At 40.9% G+C, this 21,717-nt stretch carries 19 protein-coding genes; all 19 read right to left on the minus strand.

The window, feature by feature from the left end; translation table 11 throughout:
* Nucleotides 1–31: 31 nt before the first annotated feature.
* Entirely contained in the window at nucleotides 32–2,146 is a 2,115-nt protein-coding gene (gene pnp, locus BPOF4_RS11475) for a polyribonucleotide nucleotidyltransferase (protein WP_012959341.1), read from the minus strand.
* A 205-nt stretch (nucleotides 2,147–2,351) separates the two neighbouring features.
* Nucleotides 2,352–2,621, minus strand: coding sequence for a 30S ribosomal protein S15 (rpsO, locus tag BPOF4_RS11480; protein WP_012959342.1), 270 nt, complete (start codon nucleotides 2,619–2,621; stop codon nucleotides 2,352–2,354).
* Nucleotides 2,622–2,750: 129 nt separating this feature from the next.
* Nucleotides 2,751–3,698, minus strand: a complete 948-nt coding sequence (ribF, locus tag BPOF4_RS11485) for a bifunctional riboflavin kinase/FAD synthetase (protein ID WP_012959343.1) — start codon at nucleotides 3,696–3,698, stop codon at nucleotides 2,751–2,753.
* 35 nt (nucleotides 3,699–3,733) lie between these two features.
* A complete protein-coding gene (gene truB, locus BPOF4_RS11490; RefSeq protein WP_180316884.1) occupies nucleotides 3,734–4,645 on the minus strand; it encodes a tRNA pseudouridine(55) synthase TruB in 912 nt (303 codons plus the stop codon).
* A gap of 118 nt (nucleotides 4,646–4,763) precedes the next feature.
* Entirely contained in the window at nucleotides 4,764–5,105 is a 342-nt protein-coding gene (rbfA, locus tag BPOF4_RS11495) for a 30S ribosome-binding factor RbfA (RefSeq protein ID WP_012959345.1), read from the minus strand.
* Between the two features lie 24 nt (nucleotides 5,106–5,129).
* The gene (locus BPOF4_RS11500) at nucleotides 5,130–5,411 is read right to left on the minus strand and encodes a DUF503 domain-containing protein (protein WP_012959346.1); all 282 of its coding nucleotides are present in this window, start codon (nucleotides 5,409–5,411) and stop codon (nucleotides 5,130–5,132) included.
* Complete coding sequence (gene infB, locus BPOF4_RS11505) at nucleotides 5,408–7,513, minus strand: translation initiation factor IF-2 (RefSeq protein WP_012959347.1); 2,106 nt, start codon at nucleotides 7,511–7,513, stop codon at nucleotides 5,408–5,410. The genes BPOF4_RS11500 and infB overlap by 4 nt, the downstream gene beginning before the upstream one ends.
* Nucleotides 7,514–7,529: 16 nt before the next feature.
* The gene (locus BPOF4_RS11510; protein ID WP_012959348.1) at nucleotides 7,530–7,841 is read right to left on the minus strand and encodes a YlxQ family RNA-binding protein; all 312 of its coding nucleotides are present in this window, start codon (nucleotides 7,839–7,841) and stop codon (nucleotides 7,530–7,532) included.
* On the minus strand, nucleotides 7,842–8,114 hold the full coding sequence (gene rnpM / locus BPOF4_RS11515; protein WP_012959349.1) for an RNase P modulator RnpM: 273 nt from the start codon (nucleotides 8,112–8,114) through the stop codon (nucleotides 7,842–7,844).
* 19 nt (nucleotides 8,115–8,133) lie between these two features.
* Nucleotides 8,134–9,270, minus strand: a complete 1,137-nt coding sequence (gene nusA / locus BPOF4_RS11520; protein WP_012959350.1) for a transcription termination factor NusA — start codon at nucleotides 9,268–9,270, stop codon at nucleotides 8,134–8,136.
* A gap of 42 nt (nucleotides 9,271–9,312) precedes the next feature.
* Nucleotides 9,313–9,783: a ribosome maturation factor RimP gene (gene rimP / locus BPOF4_RS11525; RefSeq protein WP_012959351.1), complete on the minus strand. Its 471-nt coding sequence runs from the start codon at nucleotides 9,781–9,783 to the stop codon at nucleotides 9,313–9,315.
* A gap of 249 nt (nucleotides 9,784–10,032) precedes the next feature.
* The gene (locus tag BPOF4_RS11530) at nucleotides 10,033–14,331 is read right to left on the minus strand and encodes a PolC-type DNA polymerase III (RefSeq protein ID WP_012959352.1); all 4,299 of its coding nucleotides are present in this window, start codon (nucleotides 14,329–14,331) and stop codon (nucleotides 10,033–10,035) included.
* An 82-nt stretch (nucleotides 14,332–14,413) separates the two neighbouring features.
* Nucleotides 14,414–16,132 (minus strand): proline--tRNA ligase, encoded by a 1,719-nt coding sequence (locus BPOF4_RS11535; RefSeq protein ID WP_012959353.1) that lies wholly within the window; start codon nucleotides 16,130–16,132, stop codon nucleotides 14,414–14,416.
* Nucleotides 16,133–16,180: 48 nt separating this feature from the next.
* The gene (gene rseP, locus BPOF4_RS11540; protein WP_012959354.1) at nucleotides 16,181–17,434 is read right to left on the minus strand and encodes an RIP metalloprotease RseP; all 1,254 of its coding nucleotides are present in this window, start codon (nucleotides 17,432–17,434) and stop codon (nucleotides 16,181–16,183) included.
* A gap of 20 nt (nucleotides 17,435–17,454) precedes the next feature.
* On the minus strand, nucleotides 17,455–18,603 hold the full coding sequence (locus BPOF4_RS11545; RefSeq protein WP_012959355.1) for a 1-deoxy-D-xylulose-5-phosphate reductoisomerase: 1,149 nt from the start codon (nucleotides 18,601–18,603) through the stop codon (nucleotides 17,455–17,457).
* A gap of 59 nt (nucleotides 18,604–18,662) precedes the next feature.
* On the minus strand, nucleotides 18,663–19,460 hold the full coding sequence (locus BPOF4_RS11550; protein WP_012959356.1) for a phosphatidate cytidylyltransferase: 798 nt from the start codon (nucleotides 19,458–19,460) through the stop codon (nucleotides 18,663–18,665).
* Between the two features lie 15 nt (nucleotides 19,461–19,475).
* Complete coding sequence (locus BPOF4_RS11555) at nucleotides 19,476–20,249, minus strand: isoprenyl transferase (RefSeq protein ID WP_012959357.1); 774 nt, start codon at nucleotides 20,247–20,249, stop codon at nucleotides 19,476–19,478.
* Between the two features lie 151 nt (nucleotides 20,250–20,400).
* On the minus strand, nucleotides 20,401–20,958 hold the full coding sequence (gene frr, locus BPOF4_RS11560; protein ID WP_012959358.1) for a ribosome recycling factor: 558 nt from the start codon (nucleotides 20,956–20,958) through the stop codon (nucleotides 20,401–20,403).
* Entirely contained in the window at nucleotides 20,958–21,677 is a 720-nt protein-coding gene (gene pyrH, locus BPOF4_RS11565) for a UMP kinase (RefSeq protein WP_012959359.1), read from the minus strand. The genes frr and pyrH overlap by 1 nt, the downstream gene beginning before the upstream one ends.
* Nucleotides 21,678–21,717: the final 40 nt, after the last annotated feature.

Here is a 21,717-nt window from a genome sequence, read left to right on the forward strand (position 1 = left end):
AAGAGACAAGATTATCCTTGTCTCCTTCATCTTATTTTCCTGCTTGTTCTTGTTTTTCTTTCTCTTCTTTTAAGATGACTTTACGAGACAGGTTCACTCGTCCTTGGTTATCAATTTCAGTTACACGAACTAAAATCTCATCGCCAATACTTACGACATCTTCTACTTTATTAATACGTTCCTCAGCTAGTTGAGAAATATGAACAAGGCCATCTTTCCCTTTAAATAGCTCGACAAACGCTCCAAACTTCTCAACACGTTTTACTTTACCAAGGTACGTTTGACCAACTTCAACTTCACGAACAATGTCTTCGATAATTTTACGAGCTTGTTCGTTCATTTTACTGTCTACTGAAGAGATGTAAACTGTACCATCTTGTTCGATATCAATTTTGACACCAGTTTCTTCAATAATCTTGTTGATCATCTTACCGCTTGGTCCAATAACATCGCGAATCTTATCTGGATTCACATGCATAGTCATAATTTTAGGAGCATACTCAGATAATTCACTACGAGATTCGCTGATTGCAGATAACATATTATCTAAAATAACCATACGGCCGCGCTTAGCCTGTTCAAGAGCCTGCTCAAGAACTTCACGGTTAATACCAGAGATCTTAATGTCCATTTGCAGAGCAGTTACACCCTCTTTAGTACCTGCTACTTTAAAGTCCATATCTCCAAGCGCATCTTCCATACCTTGAATATCTGTTAATACCGTTAGATGCTCATCTTGTTTTACAAGACCCATCGCAATACCTGCTACCGGTGCTTTAATAGGTACACCAGCATCCATCATTGCTAAAGTACTTGCACAAATACTTGCTTGAGAAGTTGAACCATTTGATTCAAGAACTTCTGACACAAGACGGATTGTGTATGGGAAGTCATTTTCACTTGGAATGATCGGTTCAAGGGCACGTTCACCTAAAGCACCATGACCAATTTCACGACGGCCCGGTCCACGGATCGGTCCTGTTTCCCCTACACTAAATTGCGGGAAGTTGTAATGGTGCATAAAGCGTTTAGACTCTTCAATACCAAGTCCATCAAGAATCTGCACATCGCCAAGTGCTCCTAGTGTACAAATACTTAACGCTTGAGTTTGTCCTCTTGTAAAAAGACCTGATCCATGTGTACGAGGCAATAGATCAACTTGTGAAGCTAGGGGACGAATCTCATCAATCGCACGGCCATCAGGACGCACTTTTTCAACCGTAATTAAACGGCGTACTTCTTCTTTTACTACTTTTTGAAGAACTTCTCGCACATCGCCTACAAGCTCTTCTTGCTCTTCTTCATACTTCTCAATAATAGGCTTCATCACAGCATCAATCGCTGCTTGACGTTCATGCTTTTCTTGGACTTGAACCGCTTTTTTAAGATCTGCTTCAGCTAAATTGCGAACAGCAGACTCAAGCTCAGCATCAACTTGTTTAAGCTGGATTTCTTTTTTCTCTTTTCCTGCAGCTTGTACTACTTCTTCCTGGAAAGCCACTAAGCGTTTAATTTCATCGTGACCGTACATAATCGCTTCAAGCATCGTTTCTTCAGGCACCTCATCGGCCCCTGCTTCAACCATGTTAATTGCATCTTTTGTACCCGCTACTACTAGATCAATATCACTTTCTTCTAGCTGTTCAGTTGTTGGGTTAATGATCAGTTCGCCATCTTTACGTCCAACCGTAACACCAGCAATTGGTCCATCAAATGGAATGTCTGAGATCGATAATGCTAAAGATGAACCGATCATCGCAGCCATTTCAGAGGAACAGTTTTGATCCACACTCATAACAATACTGATTACCTGAACTTCGTTACGGAAGCCATCAGGGAAAAGAGGGCGGATTGGTCGATCAATTAGGCGGCTCGCTAAGATCGCTTTTTCACTAGGACGGCCTTCACGCTTAATAAAGCCTCCTGGGATTTTTCCTGCTGCATATAAACGCTCTTCGTAGTTTACAGTAAGCGGAAAGAAGTTTAAGTTTTTTGGCTCTTTTGAAGCGGTTACTGTTGATAATACAGCTGTATCACCATAACGAACAAGTACTGCTCCATTTGCTTGTTTAGCAAATTGACCTGTTTCTACCGTTAGTTCACGGCCTGCCCAGTCAATTGAAAAAATTTGTCTTTCTTGTTCCATTACGCGTACTCCTCTCGTACACTAAAATTATTCATTCTTTTCTTATTATTACCGATTTATGTGAAAAATAAAAGAGTCAATGGCAAATCTCGGGGTTATAGGCTCTGTTATGTAAAGACCCTACATATCGATGTGATGTAGGGATCATTTTCCAACACTTATAAATGTAGAAAAAAGCGGGAAATCTTCCCGCTTTCATCATAACTTATCGACGTAAGCCAAGCTTGTCAACAAGGTTACGGTAACGTGTAACATCTTTGTTACGTAGGTACGTTAACAAGTTACGACGTTGACCAACCATCTTTAAAAGACCACGACGTGAATGGTGATCCTTCTTGTGAGTACGTAAGTGCTCGTTTAATGTGTTGATTTGCTCAGTAAGGATAGCTACTTGAACCTCTGGAGAACCAGTGTCAGTATCATGAGTTTTGAACTCAGCAATTAGCTCGTTCTTGCGCTCTTGTGTTAATGCCATCCTATTCACCTCCCTTTAAATAATCTCCTATTCCCTAGCAAGCGTCGGTGAGTCGCTCTGCCACGAAACGGATGTGTACTTGAAGTACAACCCTTACTATACAACGTTCAGCTTCAGAATGCAAGAAACTTAACAGCTTTTTTCAGCAAAATATTCAATCGCTTCTTCTTTATCTTTATTAATCTGTGAGATCAATTCATTGATCTCATTAAATTTTTTCTCAGCCCTTATTCTGCGTTCAAAAACGACCACAGCCTGTTCCCCGTAAATTTCTTGGTTGAAATCAAAAATATTTACTTCGATCGTTGGCTCCTTTTTTTCTTGATTAAACGTAGGCTTATAGCCAATATTACATACTCCGTTGTACCAATTCCCCTTTACTTGAAAACGTACGGCATATACCCCGGTTTTAGGTATCTTCATCCGGTCAATTGCCGCTACATTAGCCGTTGGGAAACCAATGGTGCGGCCGCGCTTATCACCATCGACTACTTTTCCTAACACGTAGTAAGGCTCTCCTAGATAAGCAGGAATCTTCTCTACACTGCCCTCCTCAATCAGCTCCCTAATCTTTGTAGAACTGATTTTGATGTCGCCTTGTTCTACTTTGCTGACAGTGGTTTGGTCAAATTTATTTCTAGAATGAAAGACTAAGGTTTCCATCGTCCCTTTGCCAAGAGAACCATATGTAAAGTCAAAGCCAGCTACTACATGTACAGCATCTAGTGAAATAATATAATCATCAACAAATTGTTGAGGCGTTAAAGACGCAAACTCTTTAGTAAAGTTAACGACATAAAGCGTATCCACACCAAGCTCAGCAATTTTCTTTTCCTTTAAAGGAAGCGGAGTGAGGTAAGGCATAGGGTGTGCTTCTTTTCGCAGCACCTCTTTTGGATGTGGATGGAAGGTCATAACAGCTGCTTCCACACCCAGCTTAGCTGCTTGCCTGCAGGCAGTTTCAATTACTTTTTTATGTCCAATATGAACCCCATCAAAATATCCAAGTGCTAATACAATTGGACGTTTTTTTAAGGTATTCGCTTCAATTGGGTGATGCAAATAAATCGTATCCATCATAATTCCCCTTTTTCTGCTTTACTTCAGGTATACTAACTTGTCCAGATCATTTTTTCCGGCTTAATTAACCCAGGCTTAGTAGGATGCTTTTGATAAATGGCTAAGCATTCCCCTTGTCCATTATATACGGTAAACCGCATTTCATCTAACCCTTTTTCTTCTGGTAAAACTGATCCGTATTTTATCAGCTGTTCTACCTCTTTATCTACAATGAGCATAGGGAGATGAGCTATTGCTTCATCTAACGGCCTTAAAACTTTTACACGTTCATCTACGCCCTCCATTTCTTCAAGCTCGGAAAGAGAGGTGCATACCTCCGTTGTGAAGGGTCCAGAAGCTGTCCGCTTTAGATGGGACATATGCGCAGGAAATCCCAAAGCTTTTCCCAAATCAACTGCAAGTGTTCGTACATACGTCCCTTTACTACATTCCACTTCAAAAGAAAAAGAAAATGTGTTTGATGTTTCATTTAAGGTTAGATCGCTAGTTAACTCTAATCGATGAATCCTGACCTTCCTTGTTGGCCGTTCAACCGTTTGATTAGCTCTTGCGTATTCATACAATTTCTTACCATTAACTTTAACCGCTGAATACATCGGAGGGATTTGAGTAATCTCTCCTTTAAAGGAGTCTAATAAGGCGATGATGACCTCTTTAGACCAAGGCTTATTAACACCCTTTGTCTCAACTACTTCTCCGCTTGCATCTTCTGTAGTCGTCGAAAAACCAATGGTTACTTCTCCTACATACGTTTTAGAGTAATCGGACATGTATTGAGCCACCTTTGTCGCCTTGCCGATACAAATAGGGAGGACCCCTACGACATCTGGATCAAGTGTTCCTGTATGGCCTACTTTTTTTGTTTGATAAAGTCTGCGGATTTTCATGACGCAATCATGAGAAGTCATCCCTGCAGGTTTTAATAACGCTAAAATTCCTTCAATATTATTCATTATCGTACTCCTTGCTCTTATTCTCAAAGGCGAAAGAGGATAGAGAGCATGCGCCCCCTATCCTCTTAGCAGCATTCTAATAAAACGCTGAACTTATTTATTTAAGTCGTTATTTGTTTAAATCATTAATCAATGTTTCAATCCGATTTCCGTATTCGATGGACTCATCAAATTCAAACGTAATTTCTGGTGTTTTACGCAGGCGGATTCTCTTTCCAATCTCCGAACGAATAAATCCTTTTGCTTTTGAAAGTCCTTTTAATGTGGATTCTTTTTGCGCATCGTCTCCAAGAACGGTAATGAATACTTTCGCTTGCTGCAGGTCGCCTGTTACATCTACCCCAGTAATTGTGACAAAACTGATACGAGGATCTTTCAACTCCCGCATAATAATATCACTTAGCTCTTTTTTCATTTGTTCTCCTACACGATGTGCTCGAACGTTACTCATAGTTGTTCACCTCTGTTTATACGATTATAACCACTCATATGTTGTCAGCGTGCGCTCAGCCTCTGATTCAATATCAATGAATTTAAGTGCCCGCTCGAGCTCTCGCTCACAAATCACTCTCTGATTTGAAACAGTCACTATCGAGAGCTCTGCACGCTGCCATACATCTTGAAAATTGGTTTCTGCTACTGCTAGGTTGAAACGCTGCTTTAATCTAGTTTGAAGACTTTTTAGCACAGAACGTTTTTCTTTAAGTGAATGCACGTCGTAAATTAGAAGCTCGCAACGGACTGAACCGATGATCATTTACGTTCGATTTCCTCCATAACGTAAGCCTCAATCACATCGCCTTCTTTGATGTCATTAAACTTCTCTAGAGTAATACCGCACTCGTAACCGGCTGCTACTTCTTTTGCATCATCTTTGAAACGTTTAAGCGCATTAATAGCTCCTTCATATATGACAATCCCATCACGAATTAAACGTACAGTTGAATCGCGTGAAATTTTACCTTCTGTAACATAAGCTCCAGCGATTGTACCCACTTTAGATACTTTAAACGTTGTACGGATTTCAACTTGACCAATGACTTTTTCTTCAAACTCAGGATCAAGCATTCCTTTCATCGCTGATTCAATTTCATCGATTGCATTATAGATAACACGGTGTAAGCGGATATCTACTTTTTCAACTTCAGCAGTACGCTTAGCTCCTCCATCAGGACGTACATTAAAGCCAATAACAATCGCATTTGATGCTGATGCAAGAATAATATCAGATTCTGTAATGGCACCTACACCCGTATGGATAATATTTACTTTAACACCTTCTACGTCGATTTTCTCTAATGAACCGCGCATCGCTTCAACCGAACCTTGAACGTCCGCTTTAATAATGATATTAATATCTTTTACTTCACCTTGCTGAATTTGATTAAATAAGTCATCAAGGCTGACTTTAGAGTTCTCAGCACGGTTTTCTTCGCGTTGACGGCTCATACGTGCTTCACCAATTTGGCGAGCAGTTTTTTCATCTTCAAATACTTGGAACTGATCACCAGCTTGTGGAACTTCATTAAGTCCAGTAATTTCAACTGGAGCAGAAGGTCCTGCAGTTTTAACGCGACGTCCTAAATCGTTAACCATTGCACGAACACGTCCAAATGAGTTCCCTACTACAATTGGATCACCAACATTAAGCGTTCCATTTTGTACTAATAAAGTAGCTACTGCACCGCGGCCTTTATCAAGCTCAGCTTCAACAACAGTTCCACGAGCCATTCTGTCTGGGTTCGCTTTTAATTCAGCAACTTCTGCTACTAGAAGGACCATTTCTAATAGTTCATCAATACCCTGACCATTTAATGCTGAAACATTAACGAAAATCGTATCTCCGCCCCAAGCTTCAGGAACAAGTTCATACTCTGTTAATTCTTGCATAACACGGTCTGGATTAGCGGCTTCCTTATCCATTTTATTCACAGCAACAATGATTGGCACACCAGCAGCCTTGGCATGGCTGATTGCTTCTTTTGTTTGCGGCATTACGCCGTCATCTGCCGCTACGACAAGAATCGTAATATCTGTTACTTGAGCTCCGCGCGCACGCATTGTTGTAAATGCTGCGTGACCAGGAGTATCAAGGAATGTAATCGGTTTGCCGTCTGTTTCAATTTGATAGGCCCCGATATGCTGAGTAATCCCGCCAGCTTCCCCTGCTGTTACTTTAGTGTTGCGGATAGAGTCAAGCAAGGTTGTTTTACCATGGTCAACGTGACCCATGATTGTAACAACTGGAGGACGCTCTTTTAAGTCTTCCTCTTTTTCTTCTTCCACATAACTATCAAGGTCAATTTTATCTACAACAATCTCTTCTTCAACCGCTACTCCGTAATCACCCGCGATCAGCTCGATTGTATCTTTATCAAGCTCTTGGTTAATCGTCGCCATCACACCAAGCGCCATCAGTTTTTTGATCAGCTCAGAAGGCTCTTTGCCTAATGCTTTAGCAAGCTCTGCAACTGATAATGATTCAATAAAAGTAATCTTCTCTGGTAATGGTTTTGGCTTTGGCGGCTCTTGACGTGGTTTGTCATGACGCTTATTTTGCTGCTTACCGCGATTTTGCTGCTGATTAGGTCTGTTATTGCCTTTTTTCTTGTTGTTGTTATTATTATTCATATGATTAGTAGCCTTCCCTTGTTGCTTACCTGCTGGTTTTGCAGGCTTTTCTTTTTTTGCTTCAGTCTTCGCAGGAGCCGGCTTGCCTTCTAATTTAGCAATAGCCGCATCATCAATGTAGGACATATGATTCGAAACAGATACATCCATTGATTTCAACTTCTCAATGACATCTTTACTAGGAACGTTCTTCTCTTTTGCGTATTCATATATTCTCATTTTGCTCATATACGTACCTCCACAATTATTGGTCCAATAATGCGGTCATTTTCTTAGCGAATCCTGGATCTTTTATCCCTACTACCACTCGTTCTGCCTTACCGATCGCATTTCCAAGTGTAGTTCGATCGCTCACAATTCGAACAGGAATTGAATAATACCCACATTTGTCCAATATCTTTTTCTTTGTCTGTTCAGCTGCATCATTTGAGAGCAGTACCAGCCTTACTGACCGGCTGCGTACATCTTTAATGACGAGCTCTTCCCCAGTTACTAACTGCCTTGCACGAGCGCATAGCCCAAGAAGTGAAATCCACTTCGGCTGCTTTGACGTCATCTACTTACGCCCCTTTTTACGCTCAATTTCTAGCTGATCGTACTGTTCTTCGGTAAGTTTCACTTGAAGGTGTCTAGATATGCTGTCTTTCTTTTTAGCTTCCAAAAAGCATTCTTCACTGTTACTGAGATAAGCGCCTCGCCCATTTTTCTTCCCTGTAAGATCAAGCTCAACCTCACCTTCAGGCGTACGCACAATCCGAACAAGTTCGGACTTCGGTCTCATTTCTTGAGTAACAATGCATTTTCTGAGAGGAACTTTGCGCTGTTTCATTGGCCCCGTCTCCTTCTTCTTACTCTTCGTTGTAATCTTCTACATCAGGAACAAATGCTTCTTCACTTGCTGGGTCTTCATATTCAGAAGCAGAACTGTCTTCCTCATTTAAAAGACCTAACTCCCTTGCTTCTGACTCACTCTTAATATCAATCTTCCAGCCTGTCAGTTTAGCTGCTAAGCGTGCATTTTGTCCGCGCTTGCCGATTGCTAGTGATAGTTGATAATCCGGTACAATAACCTGAGTCATCTTTTCTTCTTCATTCACGTTTACTTTGACAACCTTAGATGGGCTAAGTGCATTAGCTACATATTCAACTGGATCTTCTGACCAGCGGACAATATCAATTTTCTCGCCCTTTAATTCATCTACAATTGTTTGTACACGCTGTCCGCGAGGCCCTACACACGAGCCTACTGGATCAACTTCTGGATTCTCTGCATGTACAGCAATCTTAGAACGATCACCAGCTTCACGAGAGACGGATTTAATTTCCACAGTTCCATCATAAATCTCAGGCACTTCAAGCTCAAATAAACGTTTTAAGAGGCCAGGGTGTGTACGTGAGATTAAAATTTGTGGTCCTTTTGTTGTTTTTTCTACTTTTGTAATAAACGCTTTGATGCGGTCATTATGCTTGTAGGTTTCATTAGGCATTTGTTCATTTAAAGGAAGAAGCGCTTCAACCTTGCCTAAATCCACATAAATGAAGCGATGGTCTTGGCGTTGCACAATCCCTGTCATGATATCTTCTTCACGATCAATGAAGTCAGAATAAATGATGCCTCTTTCAGCTTCACGCACACGTTGCGTGACCACCTGTTTAGCTGTTTGCGCAGCGATACGGCCGAAGTCTTTTGGTGTTACTTCAATCTCGACGACATCATCTACTTCGTAATTAGGGTTGATTGATTTAGCCTCGTCTAATGAGATTTCAAGACGTGCATCAAAGACTTCCTCCACAATCGTTTTGCGTGCAAATACACGGATACTTCCGTTATCCCGGTTGACGTCCACGCGAACATTTTGTGCCTGGCTGAAATTACGTTTGTATCCTGAAATAAGTGCAGCCTCAATCGCCTCAATAATAACTTCCTTACTTATACCTTTTTCTTTCTCTAATGTCGTTAACGCATCCATAAATTCACTATTCATGAATGGAACATCCCCCTTTCAACTTCCACAAAAAATATCATTTTAGAAAATAATAGCTAAACGAGCGTTTGCTACCTTATCGTACGGAATTTCATATGATTTCTTCCGTGTTTTTATTTTCACTTCAATAGTTAATACTTCGCCATCAAAAGATTGAAGCATCCCTTCGAATGCCTTTTCTCCATCAACTGGTTCGTACGTAGTAACATGAACATTTTTCCCAACTGCTTTTTCAAGATCTTTAACTTTCTTTAAAGGTCTCTCAGCCCCAGGAGAAGATACTTCAAGGAAATAAGCTTGTGGAATTGGATCCATTTCATCAAGTTTTTCGCTTAATTGTTCACTTACTTTCCCACAATCCTCTAAATCAACACCTGTATCTGAATCAATAAACACTCTAAGAAACCAGTTAGGTCCTTCCTTTTTAAATTCAACATCTACTAGCTCTAAGTTTAGCTCGTCCAATAGCGGTGTCACTAATTCTGCTACGATGTCCGTTACTTTCTTACTCAATTCATACCCTCCTTGATCTTACCCATCTATATAAATAAAGGTTACTTTACATCCTGTTATTTAAGAGAAACGATTCATAAATATAGGTCTAAACGAAAACGAAAGAGTGGGTTTCCCCACTCTTTTTAGGTTCCGTATTCTAAGTATTACCATAACAAGGATATCATACTCTCTAGCTGTTTGCAACTTACTCTGTGTCTCTAGATAGCGTCAGATCAGCTTTTGCGCCTGATAGTTGAACAAGGAAAGCTAGAATAAGGAAAGCTGATTGGAATCGGGCATGCCTGCTAAGCAGCCGTGATCATCAAGATGTTCAAGCACAGTCTTTGTTAAACGTGCTTTTTGCTGCAGATCTTCTTTTGAGAGAAATTCGCCACCCTCTCTTGCCTTCACAATATTAAGGGCAGCGTTTGTACCAACCCCAGTCATTGCGTTAAACGGCGGAAGCAGGCTCATCCCATCAACAATAAACTCTGTTGCACTTGATTCGTACAGATCTACCTTCTTAAACGAAAAGCCTCGCTCACACATTTCTAAAGCAAGTTCTAGAACGGTTAAGACAGCCTTTTCTTTAGGTGAAGCATCTAGACCTTTAGCATTAATCTCTTCAATTTTCGCTTTAATAGCTGTTGATCCTTTGATCATTGTATCGAGATCGAAGTCATCTGCTCGAACCGTGAAATAAGAAGCGTAATAAAGAATTGGGTGATGCACTTTGAAATAAGCAATCCGCACAGCCATTAATACATAGGCTGCTGCATGGGCTTTAGGGAACATGTATTTAATCTTTGTACATGAGCCGATATACCAATCAGGCACATCGTGCTTTTTCATTTCCTCGACCCATTCCGGCTGGAGGCCTTTACCTTTACGTACAAACTCCATGATCTTAAAAGCAAGAGATGGCTCTAGTCCTTTGTATATCAGATATACCATAATGTCATCACGACATCCAATTACATCTTTAAGCTCACATGTACCGTTATAAATCAACTCATTGGCATTATTTAACCAAACATCCGTCCCATGAGAAAGTCCTGAGATCTGCACGAGCTCTGAAAATGTGCTAGGCTTCGTCTCTTCAAGCATTTGACGAACGAATCTCGTCCCAAATTCAGGAATGCCAAGGGTACCTGTTTTACACAAAATTTGATCTTCTGTCACTCCAAGCACATCAGGACCGCTGAATATCTTCATGACTTCAGGATCATCGGTAGGAATCGTTTTCGGGTCAATTCCGGATAGGTCTTGAAGCATTCGTATAACGGTCGGATCATCGTGTCCGAGAATATCAAGTTTCAGCAGATTATCATGAATGGAATGGAAATCAAAGTGTGTCGTTTTCCACTCAGCAGTTTTATCGTCTGCAGGGAACTGAATCGGTGTGAAATCATAAATATCCATGTAATCTGGTACGACAATAATACCACCCGGGTGCTGCCCGCTCGTCCGCTTCACTCCTGTACAGCCTGATACAAGCCGATCAATTTCTGCGCCTCTCATATGCAGATCATGATCTCCTTGGTATCCTTTAACATACCCATAAGCTGTCTTTTCTGCAACGGTGCCGATTGTTCCTGCCCGGTACACATACTCCTCACCAAATAATTCTTTCGTATAATGGTGGGCTCTCGGCTGATATTCCCCTGAGAAGTTAAGATCAATATCTGGAACTTTATCTCCTTTAAATCCAAGGAAGGTTTCAAACGGGATGTCTTGTCCATCTTTCACATATGCCGTGCCGCATTCAGGACAATCTTTATCAGGAAGGTCAAATCCTGATCCAACTGAACCATCGTTAAAGAAATAGGAATGCTGGCAGTTTGGACACACATAATGCGGCGGGAGAGGGTTCACTTCGGTAATTTCAGTCATGGTTGCAACAAATGAAGATCCGACAGACCCACGAGAACCTACAAGATATCCATCAATCAATGATTTTTTAACCAGCTTTTGTGAAATAAGATAAATAACCGCAAATCCGTGGCCGATAATACTTTTTAATTCTTTTTCAATCCTCGCCTCTACAATTTCCGGCAGATCATCCCCGTAAATACTACGAGCACGAGAATAGCTCATTTCTCTGATCTCATCATCCGCACCCTCAATTTTTGGAGTATACAATTGATCAGGGATGGGATGAATCTCTTCAACTAAATCAGCCACTTTTTGTGTATTTTCCACTACCAGTTTCTTAGCCTTGTCGTCTCCTAAAAAGGCAAAAGCATCGATCATTTCGTCGGTTGTTTTAAAATGAACAGGGGGCAGCGTCTGCTTATTCAGCGGGTTCGCTCCTCCTTGCGATGCAATTAAAATCTTACGGTAGATCGCGTCTTCTTTGTTCAAATAATGCGCATTACCCGTTGCCACAACCGGTTTATCAAGCTTTTCGCCTAATTCAACAATATTTGAGACAATTTCTTTTAACGATTCATCGTTTTTAACTAGTTCTTTCTCAATTAAATGCTGATAATTTTCTAGAGGCTGAATTTCTAAATAATCATAGAACTTTGCAATCTCCTCTACTTCTTCAGGAGATTTTTGCATCATCCCTTCAAACACTTCTCCTTTATCACACGCGGTGCCAATCAACAATCCTTTACGATGTTTTTGCAGCTGCGACCTTGGAATACGCGGTGTTCTGAAAAAGTATTCAACATGAGACATTGAAACTAATTGGTATAAATTTTTCAAGCCTTCTTGCGTTTGTGCTAGGATCGTACAATGTGACGGACGCTGTCTGGTAAAATTCCCTTGCCCCATATGATTATTTAATTGATCATGATGAGTAACATTCCGCTCGTTTGCATCTCGAACCATCTTCCATAATAAATACCCCGTCGCTTCGGCATCATAGATCGCGCGGTGATGACTGACAAGTTCAATATCGAACTTCTTACAAAGAGTATTCAATCGGTGATTCTTCAGCTCTGGATACAGGAATCTCCCTAACTCTAATGTATCGATAACAGGGTTTGTCGCGTCTCCCAGTCCGATTTTTTGGTAGCCAACATTCAAGAAGCCCATATCAAAACTAGCATTATGAGCTACTAAAGTAGCAGTCCCCACAAATTCATGGAAATCTTTTAGTACCTCTCCCACTTCTGGCTGGCCTTTTACCATATCATCAGTAATACCTGTTAATTCAATGATCGTATTGGTTAATGGCTCATGGGGGTCTGCAAAGGATTCAAACCGGTCAATGATTTCCCCGTTTTTGATCTTAACAGCAGCTAGCTCGATAATTGTATTATAAACAGCAGATAACCCCGTCGTTTCCACGTCAAAAACAACGTATTCCTCGGTCATCAGCTCACGGTTCGCTTCGTTATAAGCAATCGGAACTCCGTCATCTACAAGGTTCGCTTCTACCCCATACAGCACTTTGATGCCATGTTTCTTTCCGGCCCCGTATGCTTCTGGGAAAGACTGAACAACTCCATGGTCTGTAATGGCAATAGCAGGGTGTCCCCATTTGGCTGCCTGCTCAACATACTTACCCGCAGATGTCATGCCATCCATTTGACTCATTGACGTGTGTAGATGCAATTCTACTCTTTTTTCTTCATCAGCTGCATTATCTGTACGCTCAGCCGGTTTAATTTGATTGAAGTCATTAGCAATCATAACCAAGTCTCTAACGAATGTATCATTTTGTACACCACCGCGAACTTTCAGCCACATGCCTTTTTTAACAGCTTGAAGAAGCGGGATATCCTCTTTATCCCGTGAAAAGATCTTAACCATGATGGAATCAGTATAGTCGGTAATTTTAAAGGTAAGCAGTGTACGTCCGCTGCGCAATTCTCTTGTTTCAGCGTCGAATACATACCCTTGAACCGTTACTCTGCGTTCCTCATCGACAATGGCCTCAAGCGGTATAGGATCATCTTTAATTGGATAGCCCAATACGAGATCCTTTCCTTCAAACTCATCACTTTTTTGCTCCATTTTCTTCTTCTCTAAAATGGCTTCTACTACTTTAGAGTGATCTTCTTGCTCGCGCTGCTCGACAAACTTTTGAAATTCTTGTTTAGATTCTTTTATAGCAGGCTCAAAGCCCACGTTTGGAAGACTTAGTGACACGAGACTTTCTCTTAAGGGATCTTGTAATTTCCGCTTTAGCGCGACAGCTTCTGTTTCATTGCGTACATTAATCTCCAAGCGTTTCCCATCAAAACGAGGGCTCTGATTTGAGAGTAATGAACGCAATCCATCGGATACTGCTTGCAGACGAGAAACGATCATCGGCCAATACTGCTCCCAGTCACTCTGACTTGGCTCACACCTGTCATAATAAAATGTGAAGCCGACTGTTGCAATATGAGTAAACGTTTCCTTTAACTTTTGTCCAAACAGCTCATATAAATGAGCAGGAATTAAAAGAGGAAGATCTATATGAAAATGCCATGTTCGTTTTTCTTTTAAAATCGTTAATTTGCGAATCTTCCCATCCTTAAATACCCCATGTATCACTTCTTCAGGGAATTGTAATTGTGAAAGGAGTAATTGAAATCGCTCTTTTCTTAGTTGTTCATCTTGAGACATTTTTCTCCCCCCTGCTTAAATAAGCCTTGCATAAAAGAGAAGGTACCTCTAATTGAGATACCTCACCTTATATATCTTTTATTTATTGGTATAATTCTTCAAGTTTTCTTTGCTGAGTCTTAAGCACTTCAGCTAAATCGGCTACAGCTACTTCAATGACTTCACCTGACTTGCGAATTTTCACTTCTACGATACCTTCAGCCGCACGTTTTCCAACAGATACACGAAGCGGAATTCCGATTAGATCTGAGTCTTTGAACTTTACTCCAGCTCGCTCAGGACGATCATCATAAAGTACATCAAATCCAGTTTTCTTAAGCGACTGGTATAGTTCTTCAGATAGCTCGCTCTGTTCAGCATTTTTACTATTTAACGTGAGCAGGTGAACATCGTAAGGGGCAACTGACGGCGGCCATACGATTCCGTTTTCATCATGATGCTGTTCAATAATGGCAGCAACAGTACGAGAAACCCCTACCCCGTAACATCCCATAATCATAGGCTGCGTTTTCCCATTTTCATCAAGGATGGTTGCATTCATTGCCTCAGAATAGACCGTTCCTAATTTGAAGACTTGTCCAACTTCTATACCTTGAGCAAAACGAATGGTTCCCTTGCCACATGGAGAAGGGTCTCCCTCTTTAATAAAGCGCAGGTCTGCATATTGATCAACCTTGAAATCTCGATCAGCCGTTACACCTGTGAAGTGGTAGTTTTCTTCATTTGCGCCACAAACCGCATTCACCATTGCCGAGACTGCGTGATCTGCGATAATTTTCACACCGTCTGCACCGACTGGACCAATATTACCTACAGGAGCAGAAAGAATGTCTGCTACTTCAGAAGCTTCAGCAAAACGGATCGCACCCGCTGACAGTTCATGCTTTAACTTAATGTCGTTTAATTCGTGGTCACCTCTAAGCAGTACAAGCACCCATTCCTCATCAATAGAAACCAGCAATGTTTTAATAATTTGATCTTCACGTATACTAAGTGCAGTTGAAACTTCTTCAATCGTCTTCGCTGAACCCGTATCCACTTTGGTACGGTCTTCTGCTTCTACATCAGGTTTAACATAGTTAATCTTAACTGCAGCCATCTCAATGTTAGCTGCATAATCAGACTCATCAGAGTAAGCAATCGTATCTTCTCCGACATCAGCAAGCGCCATAAACTCATGTGTGTCTTTCCCGCCGATTGCACCAGAATCAGCAATGACAGGACGGAATGTCAACCCTGCACGTGAGAAGATTCTTGAATAAGCATCATACATTTCTTTATACGCCTCATCTAAGCTCTCAGGTGTTGCGTGGAAAGAATAAGCATCCTTCATCATAAATTCTCTGCCGCGCAGCAGTCCAAAACGAGGACGGCGCTCATCACGGAATTTTGTTTGAATTTGATATAGATTTACAGGCAGCTTTTTATAAGAGCTGATACTGTCACGTAAAATGCTTGTAATGACTTCTTCATGAGTCGGTCCAAGTGCAAAATCACGATCATGACGATCTTTAAGGCGCATTAACTCTCCGCCCATTTTATCCCATCTGCCAGTCTCTTGCCATAATTCAGCAGGATGCATCGTCGGCATGGTTAATTCTTGCGCTCCGGCAGCATCCATTTCCTCACGTACAATAGATTCAACTTTATGCAGTACTCGTTTTGCTAGTGGTAAATAACTATATACACCTGCAGCAATTTGGCGAATCATCCCTGCACGTAGCATTAGTTGATGACTAATAATATCTGCATCTGCTGGTACATCACGTAAAGTCGGTAATAAAAGTGAACGTTGTCTCATATTCAAAATCCTTTCCTAATCAACTATGCAATCCAACCCGTGTCTAATTTACATAAACAAACGGTTTATATCGTTCCATGTTACAAAAATAACTAATAAGAATAGAAGAGCAAACCCTACAAGGTGAACCATTCCTTCCTTTTGCGGATCAATCGGCTTGCCTCTCAGTCCTTCTAAACCAATAAACACTAGCCGTCCGCCGTCCATTGCAGGAATCGGCAGCAAATTAATAATTCCTAAGTTAACACTTAAGGCAGCTGCCCATTGCATTAATACGAAAATTCCAAGAGCTGCGGCTTCACCGGTGTAATTATAAATCCCAACTGGCCCTGCTACATAATCAAGCGAGAACTGACCTGTAACTAATAATCCTAGCACTTCAAAGATCATTGTCATAAACAAGTAGGTTTGAGTTACACCAAATGTTAAAGATCCTATAACGGAAAACTCCCGCGGCTGTGTCACACCAATAAATCCTTCCGCATCGCCCATTTGTCCGACTCGCTCATTCGGAGTTACGGCAATGGATTCCGTTTGTCCATTCCTGACAACAGTGAACGTAATCGACTCATTTGGGTTTTGTTGAATGATTGTTGTCATCTCTTCCCACGTATCTACTGGAGTATTCTCGATACTGGTTACTTGATCACCTTCAACAAGTCCAGCCTCCTCAGCTGCACCGCCTTCCATAATTTCCCCAACTTCAGCTCGGTCAACTGGAATACCTTGCATTAGTGCAAGCGCTGCTAGCAATACGAAGGCTAAAACAAAGTTCATCATTGGACCTGCAAAGATCGCTAAAGCACGCTGCCCTACTGATTTCGAGCCGAATTGACGATTCCAAGGAGCAATTTGTGTTGGCTGCTCATCTTGAACCAAAACCGCTTTCTCATTCACTTTATAACGGACAAGTTCATCATCATCGTATGCCTGCACAAATAATTCGTGCTCTAAATCAACCTTTTCTACTTGAACAACCTTTGCTTCAGGGTGTTTTGATTTATTATTAATAATAATTTGAGAAACTTCGTGCCTGCCGTTAAATACAAGCCCTATTTCATAGCCGGGCTTAATATCAATCATTTCGGGGTCTTCTCCAGCCATACGAACGAATCCACCAAGCGGCAGCATACGGATGGTATAAACAGTCTCATTCCGTTTAAAGGAAAATAATTTAGGGCCAAAACCGATCGCAAACTCTCGGCATAAGATCCCTGCACGTTTTGCAAAGTACAAGTGCCCCCACTCGTGGATAAAAACAAGCAGGCCAAATACTACTATAAACGAGATTAATGTATTCAAATGACTAACCTCCACTTTATTTAATTACGTAACGAGTGGATAAACTTTCTCGTCTCACGATCTACTTCTTTAATCACATCAAGTGTCGGGTGATTAATTTTTTCGTGCCGCTCTAGAGCTTGTTCAATCTGATCTTCTATGTCTAGAAATGTAATTTTACCATCTAGAAAGGCAGCTACTGCTTCTTCATTCGCAGCATTTAAAACCGTTGGCATCGTCCCGCCGATTCTTCCCGCTTCATAAGCAAACTTCATGCAGCGATAACGTTCTGTATCTAGTTTGGAAAAATTCAGCGTTCCAATCTCCCACAGATTTAATCGTTCACTGTTAGAAGCTTCTAGTCGGTTTGGGTAGGTCAGCGCATATTGAATGGGCACTTTCATATCAGGTGTCCCTAACTGGGCAATGACGCTTCTATCCACAAACTCAACCATTGAATGAATAATGCTTTCTTTATGAAGAACTACATCAATATTGTCGTATGGAATATCAAACAGCCAGTGCGCCTCAATTACTTCTAGCCCTTTATTCATCATTGTCGCAGAATCAATGGTAATCTTTGCTCCCATTGACCAGTTAGGGTGATTAAGAGCTTCCTCTACTGTCACTCCATTAAGCTCGTCTCTTGTTTTGTCACGGAAACTTCCGCCTGAGGCCGTTAAAATAAGGCGATCGACCTCTGATGAACTCTCACCATTTAATGCTTGAAAAATAGCTGAATGCTCACTATCAACTGGTAAGAGAGGAACCTGATGTTTTTTGGCCGCATCTGTTACTATATGTCCTGCTGTGACTAGTGTCTCTTTATTTGCAATCGCAATTGTCTTACCTGCTTCGATTGCTTTTAGTGTAGGAGCGAGCCCTACACTGCCTATCACTGCATTGACTAAAATATCTGCTTCGTTATTGGCAGCTACTTCAATTAATCCTTCTTCACCATATACGACTTTGATTTCATCAGATATTTGAAGCTGTAGTTTTTGTGCATCCTCTTGTGTCATTACAGAGACAATCGATGGTTTAAACATATTGATTTGATCGAGCGCAAGGTTTATATTACGCCCTACAGACATCGCAATAAGTGAAAATTGATCAGAATGGTGTTTAATCACATCAAGAGTTTGTGTTCCTATAGAACCTGTCGCACCTAATAAACTAATCTTTTTCAACATACTCACCTACTATCTAAATTATCACCATTCTTTTTCCTATGTATATCATAAAGATGTTAAATCAGCTGCAGTAAATGCAAAATAGGCATCACATAAATCAAGCTGTCAAAACGGTCTAGGATCCCGCCATGTCCAGGCAGCACGTTTCCTGAGTCTTTCACAGCGTAATGTCTTTTAAGTGCTGATTCTACTAAGTCGCCAAGCTGTCCAAAGGTAGAGGCGATTAAAATAATAAATAATGCTGTTAAATAGTTAGGGAAGATTGGGAAAAAGCTATAAAAAACAGAGCCTATAACGAGCGCTGTAAGGATGCCGCCAATGGACCCCTCTATCGTCTTTTTAGGACTAATATCAGGCCAAAGTTTATGCTTTCCGAAAGATCTTCCTGCAAAGTAGGCACCAGAATCTGTTGCCCAAATAATAAATAATACAAAGAATACTAAATGCATTCCAATATCCGGAATGTCGCGTGTCAAAATTAGAAAGTGAAAGCCAAACCCTACATAAACCGATGATAAGATGACAAAGCCAACCTCGTCAAATGTAAAGCTGTTTTTCGTTAAGACGGTAAACATTAATAGGACTAAAATTAAGAATATAAACGTTTCTACTTTTGTGTATGTAATTGGAATTAATTGATCAAACCAAGATGTAGGCACAAGCAGCAGCCACATTGAGGCAAGACTAACCAATCCCATTAAAGATAAAGGTGCAATTTTTTTCATTTTTAATAGTTCAATCATTGCCACTGAGGCGACGAGAGAAATGAAGATAGAAAAAAACCAACCTCCGAGAATGACCATGCTAAGAAAAACGATCGCACCAATCACACCCGTAATTATTCTTTGCTTCATTTAATACGCCCCCCTCTAAACTCCTCCAAAACGCCTTGCTCTTTTTTGATATATAGAAATGGCTTCTGTAAAATGCTCTTCATTAAAATCAGGCCACAGAACATCGGTAAACCAGAATTCACTATAGGCAACCTGCCAAAGCATAAAATTGCTCAATCTAATTTCACCGCTTGTCCGAATTAATAAATCCGGATCTTTTAAATCTGCTGTCATAAGGTTTGATTCAATTACCTTATCGTCAATATCACTTGGTTTTAGCTCGCCCTTTTCAACTTTCAAGGCAATCTCTTTCATTGCTTCTACCATTTCAAAACGACTCCCGTAGTTGAGAGCAAAATTTAAAATAAGGCCTGTATTGTCTTTCGTTTCATGCACTGCTTTATTAACAGCTCGCAGCGTGTGCTCAGGAAGGTGATCAAGACTTCCCATTAAACGCACCTTCACGTTTTCTTCCATAAGCTTAGGAAGCTCCATGCCTAAAAAGCGTTCTGGCAGTTTCATTAAATAATCGACTTCCGTTTTAGGACGCTTCCAGTTTTCTGTTGAAAATGCGTATAATGTCAAGACTTCAACACCTAATTCATTGGCCCGACGAACAATTTTGTTTACTACTTTCATTCCTTCACGGTGTCCAGCAATTCTAGGAAGTCCTTTTTGCTTTGCCCAACGGCCATTTCCGTCCATAATAATGGCTACATGCCTAGGAACGGCAGCCGGGTCTAATTCTAATTTACCGTCTGTTTTTGTAGGTGTAAGACTTGATTTCCATTTCGAAAATTTTTCCAGCATTTAAATGCCCTCCATCTAAATTGAAGCAGGTTAGGCCCTTATCAGCATATCCTAATCACAGCTAGCTCATAACTATACTAATAAGAACGTGTAAAAAACCCCCTATAAAATAAGAGGGTCTTATACATCATCTATTTTACCTTGAAACTGCTTAGACTTCCATGATTTCTTTTTCTTTCTTATCTGCCACTGCATCAATATCAGAAATATGTTTATCTGTCAGCTTTTGAACATCATCTGTATAACGGCGAAGTTCGTCTTCTGTCATTTCACCGTCTTTTTGCAGCTTCTTCAAGTCATCATTCGCATCGCGACGCACATTACGAACAGCTACTTTTCCTTCTTCTGCTGACTTTTTAACCAGCTTTACTAGTTCGCGACGGCGTTCTTCCGTTAATGGAGGAATTGCAATACGGATAACTGTACCATCATTTGAAGGTGTTAAGCCTAGGTCTGCTTTTTGAATCGCACGCTCAATATCATTCATTGATGTCTTATCAAATGGTTGAATCATTAACAAGCGAGCTTCAGGTACTGTAATAGTAGCTAGTTGGTTTAATGGTGTTTCTGCACCATAATACTCAACTGTTACCCGATCTAGAATAGCAGGGTTCGCACGCCCGGCACGAAGCTTTGCTAATTCACGGTTTAATGATTCAATTGCTTTGGTCATACGCTCTTTTGCATCTTGCATAATTTCTGCTGACATTATGAGTTCCCCCTTACAATAGTTCCGATTTTTTCACCGAGTACGGCCTTCTTAATATTGCCCTCTTCCATAATAGAGAAGACTACAAGTGGAATATTGTTATCCATGCATAAAGATGATGCTGTTGTATCCATCACCGCTAAGCCCTCTTTTAAAACATCCATATAAGAAATACTTGAATACTTTTTAGCATTTTCATCTACAGAAGGGTCTGCACTGTATACCCCGTCTACTTTGTTTTTAGCCATAAGAATAACTTCTGCTTCAATTTCCGCAGCACGAAGAGCAGCTGTTGTATCTGTAGAGAAGTATGGGTTGCCGGTTCCTGCAGCAAAAATAACTACACGTTTTTTCTCTAGATGACGAATCGCTTTACGGCGAATATACGGTTCAGCTACCTGTCTCATTTCAATAGAAGTTTGAACGCGCGACTCAACACCAATATCCTCTAAACTATCTTGAAGAGCTAATGAGTTCATTACTGTCGCAAGCATTCCCATATAATCAGCTGTAGCACGGTCCATGCCCTTAGCACTTCCAGCCATTCCACGCCAAATGTTTCCACCGCCCACAACGACAGCGACTTCTACATCAAGCTCAATAATTTCTTTTACTTGCTTAGCTACAGATTGGATGACTGTGGGGTCAATTCCATAGCCTAATTCTCCTGCTAATGCTTCCCCGCTTAGCTTTAGGACAACTCGATTAAATTTTTGCATGACAACCTCCATCAACACAAGACGTGTAGACTTTTCTTTT

This window comes from Alkalihalophilus pseudofirmus OF4 (assembly GCF_000005825.2).
In the GTDB taxonomy this organism is placed as follows: domain Bacteria; phylum Bacillota; class Bacilli; order Bacillales; family Bacillaceae_D; genus Alkalihalophilus; species Alkalihalophilus pseudofirmus.